Source organism: Zhongshania aliphaticivorans, assembly GCF_902705875.1.
Lineage (GTDB): Bacteria > Pseudomonadota > Gammaproteobacteria > Pseudomonadales > Spongiibacteraceae > Spongiibacter > Spongiibacter aliphaticivorans_A.
The window spans coordinates 1,738,561-1,762,161 of the sequence record NZ_CACSIK010000001.1; the positions used below are offsets into that span (position 1 = coordinate 1,738,561).

Consider the following 23,601-nt stretch of genomic DNA (forward strand, 5'->3'; position numbering starts at 1 on the left):
GCCGCCGCTTTGAGAAACACTAAGCCGTCAATATTTTATACAGAACGGTTATTCTCAATCATCCGCAGTTCAATATGTTGCTGGCCAAAAACACTTTGAGTTTTAAAAGTGACAGAGATCGATAGAATCTCGGACTAATAAAACATTTCAGAGTGTCACAAGCTAGCGGCGTGTTTGCGGGTTAACTATAAATGCAGCTGGAACTGACAGGCATGACTAAATTAGCTACAGATACTCCCTCCCTGGAAAACCCTTTTGAGAAAAAAGCTGAGGTCGAATTCACTGTTCCCGGTCAAATAGACTACGACCCTGGTTTGTACGAAGCCGCTCTTCAAGCTGGTTATGATTTGCAACAACGTCCACGTAAAATGGCTGGCGTTAAAGGCATTCAAAAGCAGCACGAAAAGAAACGTATGACTATCTGGGAACGGATAGACGTATTGGCTGACGCTGGCACCGAACCAAAAATTCTTTACCAAAACTGGGGTAAGAATTTAGATGGCGCATCATTGGTTACCGCAATTGTTAAGGTAAATGGCCGTGATGTAGCTATGTATGGGCACGATTTTACCGTGCGTGCTGGCTCTATGGACGCAACCAATGGCAGCAAATTAGCGAATTTGTTTAAACTTGCGGGTAAATTAGGTGTGCCTTTAGTGGGTCTAAATGACTCTGCCGGTGCATATATACCTGCTGGTGTTGGTGGTCTTGATGGCTATGCAGAGGCATTTGCCGCGCTACGTCATATTAATGGCGTTGTCCCCTCAATTATGTGTATGTTTGGTTATAACGCTGGCGGTGGTTCTTATTTACCTCGTCAGGGTTCGTTTGTCATTCAACCAAACGAAACATTCTTTGGCTTAACGGGCCCCGGTGTTGTGAAGTCGGTGCTAGGCGAAGATGTCACAGCAGATGAACTCGGTGGGCCAAGTGTTCACTCTAAATCAGGCGTTACTGACTTTGTTGTTCCTGATGAAGTGGCAGCGTTACGCAAAGTCAAAGAGCTACTCAACTATCTGCCTAACAACAGTGCAGAAGCGCCTGCATTTCAACCTACCTCTGACCCGATAAACCGCAGAACGTGGGATATCGACCTCTTATTGAAGAAAGCCTTCAATAGCCCAACCGGTTTTAATACGCCGTTTGATATCAGCATAATTATTCAGCAGATGTGCGATCACGGTGATTTCTTTGAAATTCAGCCTGAGCGTGCTCGCAACACAGTTTGTGCGCTGGGTCGTATGGGCGGCAACGTGGTTGGCTTTGTTGCCAATAACTCGGCGGTATCTTCTGGTCAGATTGATATTGATGCGGCCTATAAAAATGCCCGTTTTATCCGCTTTTGTAATGTTTACAACATCCCTGTGATCTTTATGGAAGACACAACGGGCTTCTTGCCGGGTAAAGAGCAAGAAGCGGGCGGTATTGTTCAAGCAGGGCGCGCCATGCTTGATGCCATTATCGATTTACGCACACCGCGTTTCTTGATGATTGTACGTAATGCCTTTGGTGGTGCTTACGCGGCCTTTAATAACTATCCAACAGGTGCCGACTTTGTTTGTGCGCTTCCCACGACGCGATTAGCGGTAATGGGACCAGCAGGTGTTGAATATGTTTATAAAGATGAAGTGCGCAAAATTCGCGGTTCACTAAAAACACGTATAGCAGAGCTGACCAAGCAGAATGTTGAGGCCGGTATGGCTGAGGCTGAAGCTAGCGCATCTGCAAACGAGGCGGTGACTGCGTGGCAAAAACAAGAGGAATTGCTACTCACTCAGCGTTATGAGCGTGAGCTAATGAATCCGAATGAAGCACTAAGCTTGGGATCAATATCCCAAATCGTCATGCCCTCTGACCTTCGCAAGGTTTTGGGTGAGCAATTGGAACTCCACCTCAAGGCATATAAGCCTGAACCCATGAGTGGTACACAGCGGGAATTCCATTAATTCCTGTGTGTGAGTAAAGGTTTCCTAAATTTAAGCAAGACGATTCGCTAACGAGGTTATTCGACGTGCAAGCAAGTAATAATTACTACCTAAACAACCCGATGGTTCATAAAGACCGTCAACTCGCAAAATCAAATACAGTATGGACTAGAAGTTTCGCCTGTAACGATTTGAAACCATTGATTATTTGTCGTGGCCCAATCCGTAAAGAGGCCATGGATGTCTTTGATGAAATGGGCATTCACCACTACGGTATTTTGCTTTCTGAAAAAGACTCCATCACTTACACCAACGCGCTAGCGCCTGAACTGAGAACGCTAACTGACCCAGATCGTGTTCACCGCGTACCTGACTATACCGGCGCGACCAAAGAAGAACGTATCCGACGCATCCAGCAGATAATTCGCATTGCCTACGATAATGGCTATAACGCGATTTTTGCGGGTTACGGCTTTATGTCGGAGGACGCCGAAATGGTTGAGTCTATGGAAAAAGCTGGGCTGAACTTTATTGGACCATGCTCTTTTACTCAAAAATCAGCCGGTATGAAGGACCAAGCAAAACGTACTGCATTGGAAACTGGGGTGTCTGTTACACCTGGGGTTAACAATGCAACGAGCTTGGCGTTATTCGCTAAATACGGCAAAGACGGCTTAGATAAATGCGCCGCTGATAACAACTTGTCGGTTGATTTTAGCTCTTGCAAAGATGAAGAAGAAAAAGCACTAGTATTATTGGCAGCGTCTTACGACGCAGGCATTGATATTATTACCGCCGCGGACATTGGTCTTGCCTTGCAAGTTGAAGCCAAGCGTATGCTGGCCGAAAAACCCAATAACCGATTCCGCTTGAAAGCCATTGCAGGTGGCGGTGGTAAAGGTCAGCGTATTCTTCAGGCGGCAAATTCCTACGAAGGCGCGACGCTAGAAGAAAAAATTGAAAAAGCCGCAGAAAATGTCCCCTCATTGGTACAAGAATGTTTGATCGAGCTTAAAACCAATGGTGTTGGCGATAATAAAAACGTGCTCATCGAGATGAATATCGACACCACTCGTCACCAAGAAATACAGGTGGTGGGTAATGGTGAGTGGTGTATGACAATGGGTGGTCGTGACTGCTCTTTGCAAATGCACGAGCAGAAGTTATTGGAAGTTTCTGTTACCGAAGAAGAACTGGAAGCAGCCATTACGGCGGCAGATGCTGCGGGCAAACCAGAAGAAGCGGAACAGCTTAAGAAAGACCTCGTTATTTTACAGCGCATGGAACGTGAGGGCGCGGTATTTGGTGAGGCCGTTAAATTGGATTCTGTGGGTACCTTTGAATGTATTGTCGATGGTGAATCGCATTACTTCATGGAAATGAACACCCGTATTCAGGTTGAGCACCGTGTAACGGAGCTGTGTTACAAGCTGAAATTTACCAACCCAGATGACTCCGGTGATTACTTCATCGCAGAAAGTTTGGTTGAGGTAATGGTGTTGCTGGCACGCCACGGTAAAAACTTACCTAAACCAACCCGAATCCTGCGCGAAAAGACTTCGGTTGAAGCGCGAATGAACGCGACCAACCAGGCCTTGCAACCTCATGCTGGTGGTGTGATCGAGAATTGGTCTAACGCAATCATAGGTGAAATTCGTGATGATCAGGGTATTTCTACACATAACCCTGATACTGATGTCTTCATGAAATACCACCTAGCCGGTGCGTATGATTCTAACATTGCCTTATTGCTTACCACGGGTGAAACACGCCTGAGTAGCTATCAACGCTTAGCGGAAATCTTACGCCGAACAGAGCTACGCGGTAAAGACTTGGCCACCAACCTTGAATTCCATTACGGCTTAGTTCATTGGTTTATTGGCAATGGCATTAATGCGCGTCCTTCTACTCGCTTTATTGTTCCATATTTGACGGCAGTGGGTTTGTTGAAAGAACAGGCAAATCAAATTGACCTTGATGTGGCTTACGCAGAAATTCGCCAGCGCTATGTTAGCGCGGATAGCGAGAGCAATGCTGCTTGGCTTGCCGCCTTGGATGCTAAGAAACTGTTGTTGATTCGTCCTCTTGAGCGGCTATTTGCCGAGCCACATTATATGGCCGGTTGGTTAAGCATGAATAAGGACAGCTTGAACATCGTCGATGGCAAACTCCAATGGCTAGTGAATCCTATTGAGCTGCTAGACAAGCTTTATCACTACCTCAATATGGACTTTGAGCTAGGTAAACCAGCGCGTTATATGATTTGGGATCACGATCATGAGATCTTGAACTCTGCTGTTAATTTCTACAAAACCTTAAATGAAAAAGTAGACGCGGCAGATTTCCCTGCCCTTGAAGCACTACTTGCCGCCAAAAAAGCCCCAAAAGGATTTAGCGCTGATGAGTGGTCTGCAATACGCAGTGCCCACGCAGGTTATTTTGCGGGAACAGAAGTTCTGTCTGTATTGGCATACATTGCCGATAAAACGGGCTTCTGCGAATTAAGCGTAAACGCGGATTTAAGCATTACAATTCCTGATCGTTTAACAGATGAAAGCCTGCAGAAACGTATGGCTAAAGTCCTTGTACCGCCACCAGCGGCTAAATCAGACGAAGTACTTGCAGCCAGTGGTGGTATGTTCTACCCACGCGAAGCGCCGGGCATGGATGTCTTTGTTAATGTTGGTGACCATTTTGAGGCAGGGGATACTTTATACATTGTTGAAGTCATGAAGATGTTCAACAAAGTGGTGGCGCCTTTTGCTGGCACCATCGATAAAGTATTGGTTGAGGGTGACGGTGTGATCATTAAAAAAGGTCAGCCTTTGTTCAAAATCATTCCAGATGAAAAAATCATCGTTGAAACCCCTGAGGAAATTGCTGAGGCCCGTCGCGTTAAAACTGTTGAGTTTTTAGCGACCCTTAAGTAATCATATTAGCCGGTAGCCTTGCTACCGGCTCCTTAACTAATTTGGAGTATCCTGATGATTACTGGACTTGATCATATTGCTGTTGCGGTGCCTGATTTAGAAAAAGCCGTTAAACGTTTTCTGGAAGACTTTGGTCTTAGCTACGATGGCACTGAAGACGTTGAAACAGCCAAAACATCTACCGCATTTTTCCCTATAGAATCTGCAAGCATAGAGTTAGTCAGCCCATTGCGCGGTGAAGGCCCTATTGCAAAATACCTAGAAAAAAAGCCAGGTGGATTACATCACCTCTGTTTTAGCACCGACGATATCGTTGCTGATGTTGCTCGCTTGAAAACTTTGGGCTATCAATTTATCACTGATGAACCATCCTTGGGTGCCCACAATTGCCAAGTTATCTTTATTCACCCCAAATCCTGTGACGGTGTACTCATTGAGTTAAGCCAGCCAGGGGATGACCACCACTAAAAAGATAGATGCCGCGCACCAGGTGGCGGTGCAAAAAGCGGCACAATCATATTTTATTACACTGACCCTTTTGGAAATAGGTACACCTATGGCTGATTACAAAGCTCCTGACACGTCCGTAGAAGAATGGAAATCCATGGCGAATAAAGTTCTCGCCAAAGGCAATCAAACACTTGATGACTTAGTTTGGAACACACCTGAAGGTATCGACGTTAAACCTTTGTATACCAAAGAAGATACTCAGGATTTACCTTACGCTGATACATTGCCAGGTATTGAGCCCTTTATTCGTGGGCCACAACCAACAATGTACGCTGGTCGGCCGTGGACAATACGTCAGTACGCGGGATTTTCTACGGCAGAAGAATCTAATGCTTTTTATCGTAAAGCCTTAGCTGCTGGTGGCCAAGGGGTGTCAGTTGCTTTCGATTTGGCAACTCACCGCGGTTACGACTCAGATCACCCACGGGTAACCGGTGATGTTGGTAAGGCTGGGGTAGCAATAGACTCAGTTGAAGATATGAAGGTCTTGTTTAACGAGATCCCACTGGATAAAGTCTCTGTTTCAATGACCATGAATGGGGCTGTTCTTCCAGTACTTGCTGGCTATATCGTTGCTGCGGAAGAGCAGGGTGTTTCGCAGGATCAATTATCTGGCACGATTCAAAACGATATTCTTAAAGAGTTTATGGTGCGTAATACCTATATTTACCCACCATTACCTTCGATGAAAATTATCGGCGACATCATTGCCTACGCCTCTGACAATATGCCGAAATTTAACACGATTTCCATTTCGGGTTACCACATTCAAGAAGCCGGTGCTGATGCCGCACTTGAGTTGGCCTACACCTTGGCCGATGGTAAAGAGTATATCCGCACAGCTATTGCTGCGGGTTTGGATATCGATAAATTTGCTGGCCGCTTGTCCTTTTTCTGGGGCATTGGTATGAATTTCTATATGGAAATTGCCAAAATGCGTGCCGCACGCTTGCTGTGGTCAAAAATTGTTAGCGAATTTGAGCCCAAAAACTCTCGCTCTAAAATGCTACGTACTCACAGCCAAACCTCAGGCTGGTCTTTAACGGAACAAGACCCCTATAACAATATTGTCCGTACTACGATTGAAGCAATGGCGGCAGTATTTGGCGGCACTCAGTCACTTCATACCAATGCTTTGGATGAAGCGATTGCACTTCCTACGCAATTTTCATCTCGTATCGCACGTAATACACAGTTAATCATTCAAGAAGAGACCGGCATTACTAAGGTTGTTGATCCTTGGGGTGGCTCTTATATGATGGAGTCATTAACAAAGGATATTGCTGATCGTGCTTGGGAGCTGATTGAGGAAATAGAAGAAAAAGGCGGTATGGCTAAGGCGATTGAAACCGGCTTGCCTAAACTTCGAATTGAAGAATCGGCTGCCCGCAAACAGGCCCGAATAGATCGCGGCGAAGACGTTATTGTGGGTGTGAACAAATATACCCTTGATGAAGAAGATGATGTTGATGTTCTCGATATCGACAATAATGCAGTACGTGAATCTCAGGTTGCTGCACTAGCTAAAATTCGCGAAGAAAGAGACGAGGCCGCAGTAGATGATGCACTTGAAGCTATCTATCAATGTGCATTAACTGGTGAAGGTAACTTATTGGATTTAGCTGTAAAAGCAACTCGCTTACGCGCTACAGTAGGGGAGATATCCTTTGCGATGGAACGTGAGTTTGGCCGCTTTAACGCCCAAGCCCAAACCGTGTCTGGGGTCTATGGTAGTGCGTATCAGGACGATGAAAACTGGCAGGGTATTACCAAAGACATCGAAGATTTTTCTGAGAAGCATGGTCGTCGCCCACGTATGCTGGTGTGCAAAATGGGCCAAGATGGCCATGACCGTGGTGCTAAAGTAATCGCTACTGCATTTGCCGACGTCGGTTTTGATATTGATTTATCGCCCATGTTCTCAACTCCTGAGGAGGTGGCAAAACAAGCCGTCGAAAATGATGTTCATGTTGTTGGTGTATCTTCACAAGCCGCGGGTCATAAAACGCTGGTGCCTGAGTTAATCGCCGAGCTTAAAAAGGTCGGTGCCGACGACATCATTGTTATCGCTGGCGGTGTTATTCCACGCCAAGATTATGATTTCCTCTATGAAGCTGGCGTAAAAGGTATCTTTGGTCCTGGAACCAAAATCCCACTAGCGGCTCGCGGTGTATTAGACGCAGTGAATGATGCTTACAAGGGGTAGGTGACGACACAACTAACGGGAGGTACAGCATCATCAAATGCAGTGCCTCCCGTTTTTACTTGAGTCAAAAGTAACTATGGCAATTGATGTAGAAGCATTAAAAAGCGGCAATTCCCGTGCACTTGCTAAAGCGATAACCTTGGTTGAAAGTAAGCGTGTCGAGCATCGAACTGAGGCACAATTACTCTTAGAGCAAGTACTACCCGTAACGGGTAACAGTATTCGTATTGGCATTACCGGTATTCCTGGTGTCGGTAAATCTACTTTTATTGAGGCCTTTGGTTTATATCTGCTTAGCCAAGGTATGCGTGTGGCGGTATTGGCTGTAGACCCAAGTTCGCCTATAGCCGGTGGTTCTATTTTGGGTGATAAAACCCGTATGGAATTACTGTCTCGCAGCAAAGATGCGTTTATAAGACCTTCGCCCTCAGAGGGTTCATTAGGCGGAGTGGCACAAAAAACACGAGAAACCATGTTGTTGTGCGAAGCGGCAGGCTATAACGTGATATTGGTGGAAACGGTAGGGGTTGGCCAATCTGAATATGAAGTTGCCAGTATGGTTGATTTCTTTATGGTGCTGATGCTCCCGAATGCCGGTGATGAATTACAGGGCATTAAAAAAGGAATTATTGAACTTGCCGACGCATTGGTAATTAATAAGGCTGACGGTGAGAGTATTAACCTTGCTCAGCAAACCCGTCGACATTATGAAAACGCGCTACACCTGTTGCGACAAAACAGTTTCTGGACACCTCAAGTAATGAGTTGCTCTGCACTTAAAAACGAAAATATAGAAGCTATTTGGGGCATGATTAGCGGCTTTAAGATTGACGCCTCAAAGAATGGGGCACTGCAAGAAAAGCGTGCTCGTCAAGCTCGTGAGTGGATGACTAAATTGCTGCATGAAATGCTTGATATGAAGTTAAAGCAGAATCCTGAAGTTAAAGAATTATTGCCAACATTGAATAATAAAGTCACGGAAGGCGAGACTACGCCTTACCTTGCGGCATCTCAGTTAATAAACCTTTTATTTAAGCCGGAAGCGTAATGGAATGAATGGCCAAGCATTAAACGACTTTATAGCAGCGTATTTACCCACTGCACAGCATATGCAAATCAGTGTTGAAAACTATGATGGTCAAACATTACGGTTGCATGCGCCGTTAGCGCCAAGTATTAATGACAAGCTAACCGCGTTTGGCGGTAGCATTTATGTTGTGGCAGTGATGGCGTGTTGGGGCATGGTTTATATGCGCTGCGTTGACTACGGTTTAGACCCAGACATTGTCGTTGCAGAAGCTGCTATTGAGTATCTCAAGCCGGTCACAGGCGATATAGTGGCCAGCTCTTTACCAGCCGATGAAAAGAACTGGGAGCATTTTTTTCAACGGTTTGAAGAGCGGGGTAAGGCTAAGATTGATCTTCAATCAGAAATTATCGTCAACGGCGAGGTAGCCGTTCGATTTAAAGGTCTTTATGCCATTGTTGGAGTGAAATAACTCAGCTGATTAACAAGGCTTTAATAACTAGACCTTATACTTGTTGGCTACCATTTTCAGCCTACTTGCTGACACTCGCTTTGCAAGTTTATAAAAGTCTTTTTTATATGATCCGAGCTAGGCTTTTCATGCGGCTCTTTACAACACATTTGTAGATAACAAAGTATGAAGGTCATATAAATGGAAGGCGCGACCTCTAAAACAAAGAACGCCTCAGTATTAGAAATTCTTCAGATTTTTTTACGCTTGGGATTAACGTCCTTTGGTGGTCCGATTGCACATATAGGCTATTTTCGTGAAGAGTTTGTTACTCGGCGAAAATGGCTTAGTGAACAAGGTTACGCAGATATCGTGGCTTTATGTCAATTCTTACCTGGCCCAGCAAGCAGTCAGGTCGGCATGGCTATTGGCCTTATGCGGGGTGGCTACGCCGGTGCCGCTGCAGCATGGTTAGGTTTCACGCTTCCCTCAGCAATGGCACTGATTTTATTTGCATTAGGCATTGCCAATTATGGCGAGGTTTTAGATCCAGCTGCATTGCATGGTTTGAAAGTGGTCGCTGTGGCCGTGGTCGCACAAGCTGTATGGGGTATGGCACTCACCTTATGCCCAGATCGACAACGTATCACTATTATGATGATGGCCTGCTGCTTGGTATTATTTTACCCAACTGCCTGGGGGCAGCTTGGCGTGATTCTTAGCGCGGGCTTGATCGGCCTGTACTTATTTAAACCCAATGGTTTGAAGGTGGAGAGCCGTCTCAGCAATTCCGTTTCAAGCCGTTCAAGACGCCGAGAGGGCGCATTTTTCCTGGCATTGTTTTCAGCATTATTAATTGGTTTACCATTGATCTTGCTAGCTTGGCCAAGCCAAGCGCTTCAGCTAGTTGATGCTTTTTATCGCGCTGGTTCATTAGTATTTGGTGGTGGCCACGTTGTTTTACCCCTCCTACAAGCAGAGGTGGTGTCAACGGCATGGGTGCAAGAAGACACCTTCTTAGCAGGTTACGGTGCCGCTCAAGCCGTGCCTGGGCCATTGTTTACTTTTGCCGCTTTTCTCGGTGCGTCAATTGATGGTGGTCAATCTAGCTTGCTAAATGCAACACTCTGTTTGCTGGCGATATTTCTGCCGTCATTCTTGTTAATTGCTGGGGTGCTTCCTTACTGGGAGCAGCTCAGACACTATCGTCGTACTCAATCGGCACTTTGGGGCGTTAACGCTGCCGTTGTAGGTTTGTTACTTGCCGCCTTATATCAACCAGTGTGGACTAGTGCCATTCATGGGCCGCAGGATTTTGGGCTAGCACTAACTGCATTTGTGGCCTTAGTGTTTTGGAAGTTACCACCTTGGCTAGTCGTGTTGAGTTGCGGATTAGCCGCTTGGCTACTCAACCTTGTTTTATGATGTGTATTGCTTTAGGCGTCTCGGTACAAGAAGGTTTCTAATTCGCTTCGTTGCGCTATACCGTCGCGATATCCTAAATCAATGAGCTTACCGCAGTACTCTGGTGTGAATAACAAATAACTCGCAATACTCACACCACCTCCGCTATTGCCAGTGCTACCAGTACGCCGTAAAAACATCTTGAGCGAACGCGGTAGTTCGCTTACGTGCTCATCGGCAATACGATCAATATCTTCACTGGGGCTGATAACGAGGCAGTCAATTGGCAGCAGCTCCTTGCCCATCATGCCGAGATTTTCCTCAGGGATCATATTGACCAATTCATTAATACGCTCAAGACGCTCAATATCTGTTTCTATGCTGTCTATGAACGCGCTGTTTAATAAATGACCAATAATTTGGCCAAATCCAGGTGATTTTATTTCTTGGGGTAGTTTTGGGTACTGACGTTTATGGCCGTTGGCGGGAATTACCAAGACCCGGTTTGCACCTAGATGGATAACTGGGCTAATGGGAGTCAGCTGCCGCAAAGCCCCGTCGCCATAGTAATCTCGGCCTAATTTTGCTGGCGGAAAGATGGTTGGAATGGCTGTTGACGCCATTAAATGCTGAATTTGAATAGGGGTTGCCAAACCCTGCCGGCGCCAGCGCTGCCAGCCTGCGTATTGTGGTCCGCCTTGAAAAAAAGTCTCAGATACACCCTGAGTGTAATTCATTGCTGTAAGACAGAGTGCGTCTAAATCCCCATTTAAAATGTTGCGGCCGATATTGTCGAATACCACATGCTGATTGAGGAGTTCTTTCAGTGGGCTATTATCCAATAGTGCAACGGGATCGCTGGTAGACGAGCCCGCGCTAAATAATGAGTAGGCCAGTCTTATCGCATTACGTATTACACCAAAAAAATCTGCTCGGTAAATTTTATCGGTATTCAACTGGCGCCAAAGCATTTCTAACTTTTCGACTGTGCCGGTGAAGTGATGCGCGCCAGCTGCCATTGATACAGCATTGATTCCACCAGCGGATGTGCCTGCAAGAATGGGAAATGGGTTGCCCGGACGCTTGCCATGAATTTCAGCCAATGCCTTTAGTACACCGACTTGATAAGCAGCGCGAGCACCGCCACCAGGAAGTACCATGGCGGTATTCGATCGGTAGTTACTAGATGAGGCTACTGGATCAGAATTCGCCAAGGTCGCTTTATTGTCACCATCCATCAACGTTTATGACCTCGGAGCCCGGTGCCCACCAATACTCGTGTGGAGATTTCCTCTACTGAAGCATGGGTGGTATCGAGGTAAGGAATGCCAAAGCGCTTAAACATGGCCTCTGCTTGTCGAAGCTCATCTTCACATTGACGAAGCGAGGAATAACGGGTGTCAGGACGCCGTTCACTGCGGATAGCGGCTAAACGCTCCGCATCTATCGTTAAGCCGAATAGGCGGCTGCGGTGTGCTAACAAGGCTTTTGGTAAGCGATCGCTTTCCATATCTTCATCCGTGATCGGATAATTGGCGACAAATATCCCCGACTGCATCGCTAAATATAAGCAGGTCGGCGTTTTTCCGCTACGTGAAACACCAATTAAGATGACTTCAGCTTGGTCATAGCGATTTAAGCGGGCGCCATCATCATTATCAAGGGCGTAATTTACGGCGTCGATACGCAGTTTATACACTTTATCCTTCTCAGCATTTTGAACTCGCCCGACTGTACGAGAGGGCGTTTCATTGAGGGCTATCTCTAATTGACTGACAAAGGTGCCTAATACATCAATGATATAGCCTTTGCTCGTGGCAATAATGGAGCGCAGTTTTTCATCAACAAGCGTATCGAAAACGATGGGCTGGGATCCACATTCCTCCGCAGCGCGATTTATTTTCTCCACCGCTGATATCGCTCGCTCTACATTATTCACATAGGGAACGATGATGTGTTCAAACTTTTGGTTCTCAAATTGCGCTAATACACTATTACCCAAGGTTTCGGCGGTAATACCGGTACTGTCTGATATAAAAAAGGCCGGACGAATCATGTAGTTTTTTTACCTAAAGCTCTGTGTTTTTCGACGGGAATTTCCAAATTACTTACTTTAGTATACCCCGAGTTGTTTTCTTGCACCCGTATAACTGTATGCGGCCGCTTTGTAAATTGGGAGATTGAACGTGTCTGAATACGTAATCTGGTTTAACGACCTAGGAATGAATGATGTTGACCGTGTAGGCGGTAAAAATGCGTCCTTGGGCGAAATGATCAGCCAGCTCTCTCAGGCTGGGGTGTCTGTTCCAGGTGGTTTTGCTACCACGGCAGATGCATTCAGAGACTTCCTCCAACAAAGCGGCTTAAATGACCGTATTATTGCAGAACTCGATGGCTTTGATATTGATGACGTCAAAAACCTCGCTTTAATCGGTAAGAAAATCCGTCAATGGATTGTGGAAACCCCTTTCCCTGAAGCGCTGAACACGGCTGTTGTCGAAGCGTACGCCAAATTGGTTGACGGCAACGATGCCATGTCATTCGCGGTACGTTCTTCTGCAACAGCTGAAGATTTGCCCGATGCCTCTTTTGCCGGTCAGCAGGAAACATTTCTCAATATTCGCGGCCTCGACAATATAATGATTGCGATAAAAGAAGTGTTTGCTTCCTTGTATAACGACCGCGCCATCGCTTACCGAGTACACCAAGGGTTTGAACATGCCGATGTCGCCTTGTCTGCTGGCATTCAGCGTATGGTTCGTTCAGAAACAGGTGCCGCTGGGGTTATGTTCTCTATGGATACCGAATCCGGTTTTGATGGCGTGGTGTTTATCACGGCGTCTTACGGACTTGGCGAAACGGTGGTACAGGGCGCAGTTAATCCCGATGAGTTTTATGTTCACAAAGCTACTTTAGAAAAAGATCGTCCAGCTGTGTTGCGCCGCAATCTTGGTAGCAAAATGATTAAAATGGTTTACGGCAGTGACGCCAGCGCCGGCAAATCAGTGGAAACTATCGATGTCAGTGAAGATGACCGCACTCGTTTTTGTTTAAATGATGAAGAGATACTCGGCCTTGCCAAGCAAGCCATGACTATCGAAAAACATTATGGCCGCCCAATGGATATCGAATGGGCAAAAGATGGTGACGACGGCAAACTTTATATTGTTCAGGCTCGTCCAGAAACAGTGAAAAGTCGTGAGTCGGCTACATTAATGGAACGTTACCTTTTAAAAGAGAAAGGTGCCGTTTTATGTGAAGGACGCTCTATTGGCCAACGAATTGGTGCTGGTCCTGTACGGGTTATTGCCAACCTCAGTGAAATGGACCAAGTCCAACAGGGTGATGTGCTTGTCACGGATATGACCGATCCCGATTGGGAGCCGGTGATGAAACGGGCATCGGCCATTGTCACTAACCGTGGTGGACGTACCTGTCACGCCGCCATTATTGCCCGTGAACTGGGTATTCCTGCCGTTGTTGGTTGCGGTGATGCAACCGAGTTATTAAAAGATGGTACGCCTGTCACAGTATCCTGCGCAGAAGGTGATACTGGCATGGTTTACGACGGCATCCTCGATTTTGATATTAACCGCAATAAACTCGATGCGATGCCTGAATTGCCGTTTAAGGTGATGATGAATGTCGGCAACCCCGATCGCGCCTTTGATTTCCAAGGTTACCCCAATGCGGGTGTTGGTTTAGCACGCTTAGAATTCATTATTAACCGAATGATAGGTGTTCACCCTAAAGCCTTGATGAATTATGACACCATTCCTCGTGATGTTCAGGCAGCGGTGAAGCGTCGTATTGCAGGCTACGAGAGTCCCATCGACTTTTACGTAGAGAAGTTGGTAGAAGGTATTTCAACCATTGCTAGCGCGTTTTACCCAAAACGGGTGATCGTTCGCATGTCAGATTTCAAATCTAATGAGTATGCGCATCTCATCGGCGGCAGTCTTTACGAGCCATCTGAAGAAAACCCCATGCTGGGCTTCCGCGGTGCTTCGCGCTATATCTCTGATTCTTTTAGAGAGTGCTTCGAACTTGAATGTCGGGCACTTAAGAAAGTTCGCAATGACATGGATTTGACCAATGTCGAAATTATGGTGCCCTTTGTCCGCACAGTGGGCGAAGCTAAGCAGGTGATTGAGCTGCTAGAAGCCAATGGTTTAAAACGCGGTGAAAATGGTTTACGTGTTGTGATGATGTGTGAATTGCCCGCGAATGCCTTGCTCGCAGAGCAATTCCTGCAATATTTCGACGGTTTCTCAATTGGCTCCAACGATTTAACCCAGCTAACCCTTGGCCTGGATCGGGACTCTGGCCTTATTGCGCATTTGTTTGACGAACGTAACGATGCGGTTAAAGCGTTATTGAAAATGGCAATTGATGCCTGTAAAAAGCATGATAAATATATTGGTATTTGCGGCCAAGGCCCGTCAGATCACCCAGACTTTGCCCAGTGGTTAATGGAGCAGGGGATAGACAGCGTATCCCTCAACCCAGATTCGGTACTGGAAACATGGCTTTTCTTAGCTGAAAAACTCAAGCCCTAGTATTGGGGAATAGCTTAACAATCAGACTAACAGGCCGCTTATGCGGCCTTTTTTGTGGCTGTATTATTTATCACTCGTTTCATTAGGCAATAACGATTTTAACTGCTTTTCGAGTTGGCGAATTTTGCTCGACATTTCATCAAGCTGTGTGTACCTAACTGAATTTCGCCGCCATTTTTTTACGTCCTGCATGGGCGGGGTAGAGGCAAAAACACCGGGCTCTGCATTGCCCTTGGTGACTATTGTTCCACCATGGAAATGACTATTGTCGGCAATGGTAATGTGGCCATTAATGGCAACGGCTCCAGCAACTGTACAGCTGGCCCCGATTTTGGCACTTCCTGCAATCCCCACGCAGCCTGCAATGGCAGAACGCTTGCCAATACTGACGTTGTGAGCAATATGGACAAGATTATCGATGATAACATTGTCGTGGATGACGGTATCGCCAAGAGCGCCACGATCAATCGAGCAATTGGAACCAATTTCAACAGAATCGCCGATAAGCACTGTGCCGAGTTGATGAATTTTTTGCCAGCCGTCTTGCGTTGGCGCAAAGCCAAAGCCGTCAGAACCGACAACGGTGCCGCTGTGAATAACGCAATTTTTCCCGATACTTACGCCATGGTAAATCGTGACATTAGGATGGATAAGGGTGTTGTCACTAATACTCGCTCGGTCTCCAATAGAGACACCTGAATAGAGTTTTGCCCCTGCACCAATACGAGCCTTCGCACCAATCACACAGTTAGGGCCAATGGCTGCACTTGGATCTATGTCAGCGCTGGCGGCAATGATGGCAGAAGGATGAATGCCAACTGGTAGCGTGGATAGCGTTTCAAAGAGGGCGGAAACCTTAGCGTAGGCAAGATAAGTGTTGGCAACAATCAGCTTATTGCCGCTGTATTTATCCGCAAAGTCGGAACAGAGAATAACGGCGCCAGTAGACGAGTCTGCAAGGTATTTTAAGTAGCTTTCTTGATTTACAAAAGAAAGATCAGATGCTGACGCGCTCTGTAAATCTGCGATACCAGTTATTTTGTGGTCGGGATGTCCTATTAGCTTTGCATCTAGAAAATCAGCCAGCTCCATTAAACTTCGTTGAGTCATACTCATTGGGTTCTCTCCATTGCCACCCAGTTACAGCACACACAATTATTACGAGGGGCACTTGGGGTCATGTTGTCAGTCATTTTAGCCGAGAATTATGTTCAGTTAAGCTCGTAACTAGAGGCATTTCATGTACGGACGTTCTTGTTAACTATTCTACCGGTGTTTACATAAGGGTTTGATTTATTTTAGTAAAAAAGTTGGCACGAACACTGATTCAGTAGCATAAATTAGTGTTTTAGGTGGTTCTGCTGGGTATTTGATCAATATTTTCGTAAATAATAAGTAGAAAATTTTACGATAAAATCATAATCACAAGATTGTTAGCTATATATGTCGGCATAGCATGTAATAACGGCATGAGTACTATCAGATTTGTACAAGCACATGTGAGTAGTAAAACAGGAAACATGGTATGCAGGACAAAGCGTTCAGGAGGGGGAGGTACTTATAAAAAGGCCGATTTTGAGCGTCCAAACTCAAAACCGGCAAGCGAGACTAGATGGGGATTACCAGCGATAAGAAGCTTGCAAAGCAACTGTTCTTGGCGGATTGGTGAAACCGTGGTGAGTAGTGGTACCTGCAATAACATTTTTTGCTACTGGCGTATCAATAGCGTAGAGCAAAATAAGTTCGTCAGTGAGGTTTTTACCAACCAGAGCAACTTCCCATTCACCGTCGTTGGCAGATAGGGAAATTCGACCGTTGTATTGAATAAACGCGTCTTGTTTTACGCGATCATCAAGGTTTGGTGATGGGTGATATTCGTCACTGAAAATAGCATCCAAATTGGCGCGAAGAATGAGACTATCACCAATGTCGGTCTCGTAACCAAGTAAGATATTGCCAGAATAATCAGCGGCATACTGGTTGGTTTTACCTGTGTAATCACAGTTTATGCCATTGGCGTTATCAGGCACCTGGTCTTGAATACAGGTACCAAATTCATGTTCTAGGAACTCAAAGTCCAAAAACGCGAGGCCAGCACCAAGAATAAGGTGTTCACTTAACGCGATACGGCCATCAAACTCCATACCTTGGGTAACTGCGCCAGCAGCGTTACCAACGTTGAAACCTAATGTGCCATCATAAACACTGACTTGCAGGTTATCGAATTCGGTGTAGAACAATGCAGAGTTTAGTTCGGCGACGCCATCAAATAACGACGTTTTCAAACCAAGTTCATAAGACGTAGCGCGCTCTTCTTCAAACTCAAAACTACCAATTAATACACGTGTATTTGGAATCGTAGCATTGGGGTTGCTTGCAGTCGGTTCATCACTTGGTGACGAATTAGAGCGAGCATCATAACCGCCTGACTTAAAGCCTCTGCGTGCAGAGAAATAAGCCATCGCCACATCATTAATATCCCACTGCAAATTAAGCAGAGGAGAGAATTGTGACTCAGTCCGTTTACCTGCAAGGTCGTGACGTTCTGCGGCAAAGGTGACGGCGGCTGCGGTGTCGGTTTCGCCGATGGGAATGACACTACCATCTGGCAGCGTAAATTCTAGTTTACGGCTACCACTTTTCTTTTCGTAGGTGTAGCGACCACCCAACGTGAGTCGCAAGGAATCACTCATTATCCATGTACCCTGCATGAAAGTGGACGCGATAATAGAGTCACTTTTAAAGTCTCGAGGTGAACGAAGGTCTATCAAAGAGTTACCCGCATCACCAATACCCAGTACTTCAAAAGCAGAGCTACCGTTAGCAAGTGGATCGATGTCACCACGGCCACCACCCTCCAATAAATCCGCGGCGTTGATGAGTTGCGGAATCAGTGTTGACGGCAAAACAATAGAGTCGAAGAAATAGAGGTCGTTATATTGGAAGTAAGCTCCGGCAATAATGTCAAAGTTTTCACCTGGGGCAGACACCCAGCGGAACTCTTGGCTGAATTGTTCGTACTCTTCTTGCATAACAACTTGGAAAAGCGGTGCACCGGTGAAATCACAATCACACTCTTCATCATACTGATAAGCCATGTAACCAGTAATTGACGTTAAGGTATTTCCATCAGAATACCAGTTCATATTTAAAGTGATGTTTTGAGTGTCGTTATTACTAAAGTCACCATTTGAGTGACGTTTGCGATCTGCAGTAGTATCTAATACTGAATCATCTGCCTGCATGTTCAGGATCGAGCCGTTTTCCTGTAGCTGTAATAGATCACTGAGGCCAAGAGGGAGGGAGCCAAGGATATTACCAGCCCCACCTAGATCAGGAAATACGGTGTCATTTAAGATCTCACCATAAGTACGGCCCGTAAATAAGAAAATATCTGAATCAGAGGCATAGTCACTAATGATTTCTGACTGACGACCAACAACATCAAAGCTGCCAACTTCAAGTTTAAGCATGGCGTCAAAATCGCCACCGGCGTCCCAACCAAATTTTAAGCGGTAGGTGGCTTCATTCCGCTCGGCTTCATCGCGGTCCAATACTTGGTTTTCTACAAAGCCATCGGTATGACGCTGGCGCATGGCAAAGCGTGCATTAATATTGTCGCTAAGAGCACCAGATACAACAAAATCTAGAACCTGTTCATTAAGCTCTGGCTCGTAAGTACCCTGTACAAATAGCTCAGTTTCTTCAGTTGGGGATGCGGTACTAATATTAATCGCGCCAGCAATACTATTTTTACCCAACAGAATGTTTTGTGGTCCACGTAAAACCTCTACCCGCGCTAAATCGAGAAAAGGGGCGCGAGCAAGCTGAGCACGACCGTAATAAATACCGTCTACATACATACCAACAGACTGCTCAAAGCCTTGGTTTTCCCCGGAGCCAATCCCCCGAATATAGATATCGGTACCGATACTAGATTCAGTCATGGTGAAATTGGGTACATAAGCTTGCAAGTCTTCAATTTTAGACAGGCCCGCTTCCATCATTTTGGAACCACTGATGGCACTAACTGACACGGGAACATCTTGAAGGCTTTGTTCACGTATTTGCGCGGTGACGATAACCTCTTCCAGTTGCGCAGCTGAGAGAAGTGGACTTTGCAATGCGCAAACGGAGATAGCGCTGAGTATTGATGATTTTTTTATCATGTATCCTCCAATGCAAGCGCCATTTAATGACGCTGCTGGTTTAGTTTTTTATCTTGTTGATGGTTTTGATCGCGTTAAGCGCCGACACCTTGTTTAAATGTATTGAAATACATTCTTAATTTTTCTGTTTTACTCGGGTGTACATTGGCTTTATTAAAATCACCACGATGATGTGCAACAACCCGTGGATTCATGACTTTGAACCAAAGTGGTGGGAAGTAAGCAAGCATCATCATGGAGGCGTATCCCGACGGCAACTGTGGGCTGTCTTCAAAATGACGTAATGCTTGGAAGGCGCGAGTAGGGTGCGCGTGGTGGTCTGAATGCCGTTGAAGTTGATAAAGTACGAGGTTGGTTACAATGTGATTGCTGTTCCAAGAATGCTTGGGTAAGCAACGCTCATAGCGGCCTTGTTCATCTTTTTGGCGTAGCAAACCGTAGTGTTCAACATAGTTGATCACTTCTAATAGTGAAGCACCTAATAATGCTTGCACAACAAGGAAAGCAAGAGCCGGCCAACCAAAGGCTATGGTGCAAGCGCCAAATAAGACGAAGGTCATAGCCCAGGCTTGTAATACATCGTTGCGCCAAGTCCAAAAGCCGAAACCTTTGCGATCTAGTCGCTGCTGTTCGATTTCACATGCTGAGCGCAGGCTACCTATTACGGTACGAGGTAAGAAACGCCAAAAGCTTTCACCCATCTTTGAGCTGGCTGGATCTTCAGGGGTAGCCACACGGCGATGATGCCCAAAATTATGCTCAACATAAAAATGTCCATAGGCAACAGGCGCTAGCGTTACTTTGGCTAGAAACTGGCTTAAAGCATCACGCTTATGTCCTAGCTCATGACCAGTATTGATGCCTATGCCGTTAACGTAAGCACAGCTAAACAATCCACCAATAATTCCAAGCGCGCTTAATTCGGTACACACAAACCATACGGTGATCAGCGTGCCGGCATACTGTAATGGAATATAAGCATAGACGATATATTTGTAATATTTGTCTGCTTCTAACTGAGGAACCGCTGATTCAGGAGGATTTGACCTATCAGTTCCGACGATGAAATCCAAAAAGGGAATGATAAAATAAACAATGACGGGTGCCATCCACCAACCCCATATTTGGCCAGTCTGGAGATAGATGAACGCGCCTATTATTGGAAATAGAGGTACCAATAGGCCCAAGGTCCAAAGGTAACGTTTGGGATCATGCCATTGAGTTTCACTGGTTGTATTCATTACTGGTTAACCTTTATTATGTTTACAAGTGTTAATTAAGCTGTAATTTAAATCATAACTTAACATCCGTCAAGTTACGGGATTGCGTATTTCTGTGAACCGGCGCAGGTTATTGCTTAGATTTATTGCACTAACTCAAGAAAAATATGATGTGTGACATAGCTAGCGGAATAGCTCAGCTTCATAAAAAGAGGAAAGTATGAGTAGTACAAAACCAAAACAAAGCCGAAAAGGAAACAGAGAAAAACTTATGAACGCGGCTTTGGATTTATTGGCAGAAGATCAAAGTGGTCTATCTGGTATCAGCTTACGTCGTATCACAAAGGCGTGTTCATTAAGTCCCCCTGCGTTTTATAGTCATTTCACATCAATGGAAGAGCTAGGTTTAGCGCTGGTAAGCGAAGCCGGTGGGGCTTTACTTGGTATATTGAAAGATGTCGGCAAAGTAGAAACTGAAGCGGCGGTGATTAACACGTCCGTTGAGGCTGTGTTTAGCTATATAAAAGGCAATGAATCATTATTTATTTTGATCGCCCGTGAGCGTGCCGGAAGCTCGGCGTTAATTCGAGCAGCGATTCGCAGCGAGGTAAGGCAGATTGTTGAGCAGATGGCACTGGACTTTGAAGGACGTGGAATGTTTGGTCGCTTTAGTTTGCCTGAAAAAGAGGCGGCTATAGCGGCTGTGGTTTCTTTGGGTTTAGCCCTAATTCCTGATTTTTTGGATGTTTCTAATACATCTAAGGTGGATGGTGATGCCTTGCTGTCACAATTCGAGTATCAGGTTCAGATCATTTTATCTTAGCCTCAGACTTAGAGTTGAGGCTCAATCTATGGCCATGGGTATTAATTAATAAATTAAACGTAGCGGTAAATCCATTCTTAATGCATACCTATTCCATGTTCTTCCCCCATAGCTGGGCTATCACGTTGACTAGTTTTGACTAAGAGTAATCTACTCTCTTAGTCATTTTACTGAGGGCCAGATTGTTCCTCTATATCTGTCCATAGGGCTGACCAAATATAATCGCCTGACAGAAAATAGACCGCGTCTTCATGGATAACCGAGCGATGTTGACCGCCATGCCAATATTGATTGGGGGCTGGGCTAGCAATAATGTTACCGATGACATCAAGGCTGGCGGCTGCGGCATTTGACTTGCCGTTAACTTCCAGTAAATACAGCTTGTCCTCGCTGATATAGTTATTTTCATCATCCTGATAGGAAGACTGTACAGGCACGGTTAGTCGATCACTGCCATCGTCGTATTGCAGATACGTAAAAGCATGCCGATCATATTGGGCTTCTGAATAATTCCAGCCGCCTTCCTTACCAAGTAGCAGCGATGTGAGCTCTGTGGGGTTATTAATATCGCTGACATTAAATAGGCTAAGTTTAATTAAGCCTTGGTTTTGCGCAGACTGGCCTAAGCCTAATAGCAAGTTATCATTAACCGGATGCAAAAAGTCGGAAAAGCCCGGTATTTCAAGCTCTCCTGCGATGTAGGGGTCGCTTGGGTCGCTGAGGTCAAGCACATAAAGCGGGTCAATCTGTTCAAAACTAACGATGTATAAGCGGTCATCTAAAAATCGAACGCCATAAAGTGATTCATTGGGTTTACCAATTTCCGTAGTTCTTCTGTTATTCGGTAGCACCGCGACTTGATCTAACCTAAGGTCATCATCAGCCTCTTGCAATATCGACAGTTGATGGTCGAGTCGATCTTCATTGTCACCGGTATAAATGGTAGTCACTACCCGCAGCAAGTCGTCTTTTTCTGACATTCTGAAATCAACTTGTCCACGGCTCCACAGGTAACCATCAACATCAGCAGAGCCTCGATAACTAGGGCGGCCATCGCCAAGTGCAAATTTGTGTATGCGAGTTTGTTCTTGGTTATTAAAATGTCGAAATTGACTTATATAAAGGGCGTTTGATGACATATACACACCCTCTGTGGCTTCATTGAAGCAGGTGGTCTGCGCGTTATTGGGGGCATCTAATAGAATCGCGGTGATACTGGTGATAACGGGGTAGGCGTACTCGTTGCTCGTGTCATTTCTAGTGAGCAAGCAGTCCTCGGCATTGAATAGGGGGCTGGTTTCGTTATTGATGGTGATATTTGGAATAATAGTTTCAGCATCTATATTGGAAAGGGTGTTTTTGTTGGCCTCAACTTCTTGGTTATTTGCTGGGTAATAATAAATATTGTCCCAGTAAGGGGTGTGACGACTGATGAGGTAAAGCGTGTTGTCGATACGGCGACTATCGACAAAACCGCCACTTATTTTAATATCTTGAGTTACTTCTATATCGTCAATAGAGCTAGTGTCGTAAACCTTAATTGAAATAGATTGCTGTCCCCAAGGTGCGATTTGCTGCCAAACATCACCGTAACCCCCATAGTATTGGCTTGTAGCTATGCTAATTAAGCGCTCATCTTGTATATACAACCCTTGAACGTATTCACCCTCTTCCAAAGGTATGGTAGTAATTTCTTGAGCTGTAGCATCAGTGATATTGGTGCTTAATATGCGGATGCCATTAATTGATTCATTCTTTTGAGGAGCGGCTAAGTCTGCGCTAGCAAATTCAGTGGATGCCTGATTAATAAAACAACATGTTTGCTGGATGGTTGGTGCTATGTAGAGATAATCTCCGTCGTATTTTAGGACGTCAAACTCATCTACGTTACTGTCTAAAGTGTAAGTGCTTGAATAAGCTGACCCGATTCCACCACCTGACGCAGCACTTTCTGGCGTTTGTGAGTCCACATTTTGATCGCTGCGATTAGTTTGCGTGTAAGCTGCTTTAAAGCGGGTGATGAACTCTTCTTCGCTACTTACTGCACGCAATAAGCTATCTGATTGCGCGTCTTGTTTTGGATTGCCGTTAGAAGACCCACCGCCACAAGAAATGAGAAAGCCGGAAAGCAAGGTTATATACAGCACAGATCCCGTGTTTGTTCGATTAAATTGTATTGCTTGATCCATAGCGATTATTTCCGAGCGAAGATGGTGATTGCTTGCCAAACTTTGTTCTACTTCTAACTAATTTTTTATCTTCATTTTAGTGTAGTCTCACAGACAGCAAAGTAAATGGTGGAAAATAGCTATGTTTTTTAAGCTGAGGTCAATTCGCTTTGCCTGACATTTTAAGATGGCCAAGGGTGCTCTTTATT

The 23,601-nt window shown here is 45.4% G+C and carries 15 protein-coding genes; 9 read left to right on the plus strand and 6 right to left on the minus strand.

Going from position 1 to position 23,601, the window contains the following annotated elements:
• Positions 1-212: 212 nt before the first annotated feature.
• The 7 genes from AELLOGFF_RS07940 (at position 213) to chrA (ending at position 10,474) form a co-directional block, all read left to right on the plus strand.
• The gene (locus AELLOGFF_RS07940) at positions 213-1,946 is read left to right on the plus strand and encodes an acyl-CoA carboxylase subunit beta (protein ID WP_159268252.1); all 1,734 of its coding nucleotides are present in this window, start codon (positions 213-215) and stop codon (positions 1,944-1,946) included.
• 65 nt (positions 1,947-2,011) lie between these two features.
• Positions 2,012-4,855, plus strand: coding sequence for a biotin/lipoyl-containing protein (locus tag AELLOGFF_RS07945; protein WP_159268253.1), 2,844 nt, complete (start codon positions 2,012-2,014; stop codon positions 4,853-4,855).
• 54 nt (positions 4,856-4,909) lie between these two features.
• Entirely contained in the window at positions 4,910-5,323 is a 414-nt protein-coding gene (gene mce / locus AELLOGFF_RS07950; RefSeq protein ID WP_159268254.1) for a methylmalonyl-CoA epimerase, read from the plus strand.
• Positions 5,324-5,411: 88 nt separating this feature from the next.
• A complete protein-coding gene (gene scpA, locus AELLOGFF_RS07955) occupies positions 5,412-7,571 on the plus strand; it encodes a methylmalonyl-CoA mutase (protein WP_159268255.1) in 2,160 nt (719 codons plus the stop codon).
• Positions 7,572-7,647: 76 nt separating this feature from the next.
• Positions 7,648-8,619 carry a methylmalonyl Co-A mutase-associated GTPase MeaB gene (gene meaB / locus AELLOGFF_RS07960; protein ID WP_159268256.1) on the plus strand — a complete coding sequence of 324 codons (972 nt, stop codon included), beginning with the start codon at positions 7,648-7,650 and terminating at the stop codon, positions 8,617-8,619.
• Between the two features lie 4 nt (positions 8,620-8,623).
• Positions 8,624-9,070: a YiiD C-terminal domain-containing protein gene (locus tag AELLOGFF_RS07965; RefSeq protein WP_159268257.1), complete on the plus strand. Its 447-nt coding sequence runs from the start codon at positions 8,624-8,626 to the stop codon at positions 9,068-9,070.
• A 180-nt stretch (positions 9,071-9,250) separates the two neighbouring features.
• Entirely contained in the window at positions 9,251-10,474 is a 1,224-nt protein-coding gene (chrA, locus tag AELLOGFF_RS07970; RefSeq protein ID WP_159268258.1) for a chromate efflux transporter, read from the plus strand.
• 11 nt (positions 10,475-10,485) lie between these two features.
• Here chrA and AELLOGFF_RS07975 read toward each other — a convergent pair whose 3' ends face one another.
• Together AELLOGFF_RS07975 and AELLOGFF_RS07980 are read right to left on the minus strand one after the other, a co-directional pair.
• On the minus strand, positions 10,486-11,691 hold the full coding sequence (locus AELLOGFF_RS07975) for a patatin-like phospholipase family protein (protein ID WP_159268259.1): 1,206 nt from the start codon (positions 11,689-11,691) through the stop codon (positions 10,486-10,488).
• Positions 11,691-12,509, minus strand: a complete 819-nt coding sequence (locus AELLOGFF_RS07980; RefSeq protein ID WP_159268260.1) for a pyruvate, water dikinase regulatory protein — start codon at positions 12,507-12,509, stop codon at positions 11,691-11,693. Before AELLOGFF_RS07980 ends, AELLOGFF_RS07975 begins: the two co-directional genes overlap by 1 nt.
• A 130-nt stretch (positions 12,510-12,639) precedes the next feature.
• Here AELLOGFF_RS07980 and ppsA point away from each other — a divergent pair, with 130 nt between their 5' ends.
• A complete protein-coding gene (ppsA, locus tag AELLOGFF_RS07985) occupies positions 12,640-15,012 on the plus strand; it encodes a phosphoenolpyruvate synthase (RefSeq protein ID WP_159268261.1) in 2,373 nt (790 codons plus the stop codon).
• A gap of 63 nt (positions 15,013-15,075) precedes the next feature.
• On the opposite strand, the gene lpxD is transcribed toward ppsA, so the two are convergent.
• The 3 genes from lpxD to AELLOGFF_RS08000 form a co-directional block, all read right to left on the minus strand.
• Entirely contained in the window at positions 15,076-16,128 is a 1,053-nt protein-coding gene (gene lpxD, locus AELLOGFF_RS07990) for a UDP-3-O-(3-hydroxymyristoyl)glucosamine N-acyltransferase (protein ID WP_159268262.1), read from the minus strand.
• A 503-nt stretch (positions 16,129-16,631) separates the two neighbouring features.
• Entirely contained in the window at positions 16,632-19,181 is a 2,550-nt protein-coding gene (locus tag AELLOGFF_RS07995; protein WP_159268263.1) for a TonB-dependent receptor, read from the minus strand.
• A gap of 74 nt (positions 19,182-19,255) precedes the next feature.
• A complete protein-coding gene (locus AELLOGFF_RS08000) occupies positions 19,256-20,422 on the minus strand; it encodes an alkane 1-monooxygenase (protein WP_159268264.1) in 1,167 nt (388 codons plus the stop codon).
• 199 nt (positions 20,423-20,621) lie between these two features.
• Here AELLOGFF_RS08000 and AELLOGFF_RS08005 point away from each other — a divergent pair, with 199 nt between their 5' ends.
• Positions 20,622-21,224 (plus strand): TetR family transcriptional regulator, encoded by a 603-nt coding sequence (locus AELLOGFF_RS08005; RefSeq protein WP_159268265.1) that lies wholly within the window; start codon positions 20,622-20,624, stop codon positions 21,222-21,224.
• Between the two features lie 167 nt (positions 21,225-21,391).
• Here AELLOGFF_RS08005 and AELLOGFF_RS08010 read toward each other — a convergent pair whose 3' ends face one another.
• Positions 21,392-23,413: a beta-propeller domain-containing protein gene (locus tag AELLOGFF_RS08010; protein ID WP_159268266.1), complete on the minus strand. Its 2,022-nt coding sequence runs from the start codon at positions 23,411-23,413 to the stop codon at positions 21,392-21,394.
• Between the last annotated feature and the right edge of the window lie 188 nt (positions 23,414-23,601).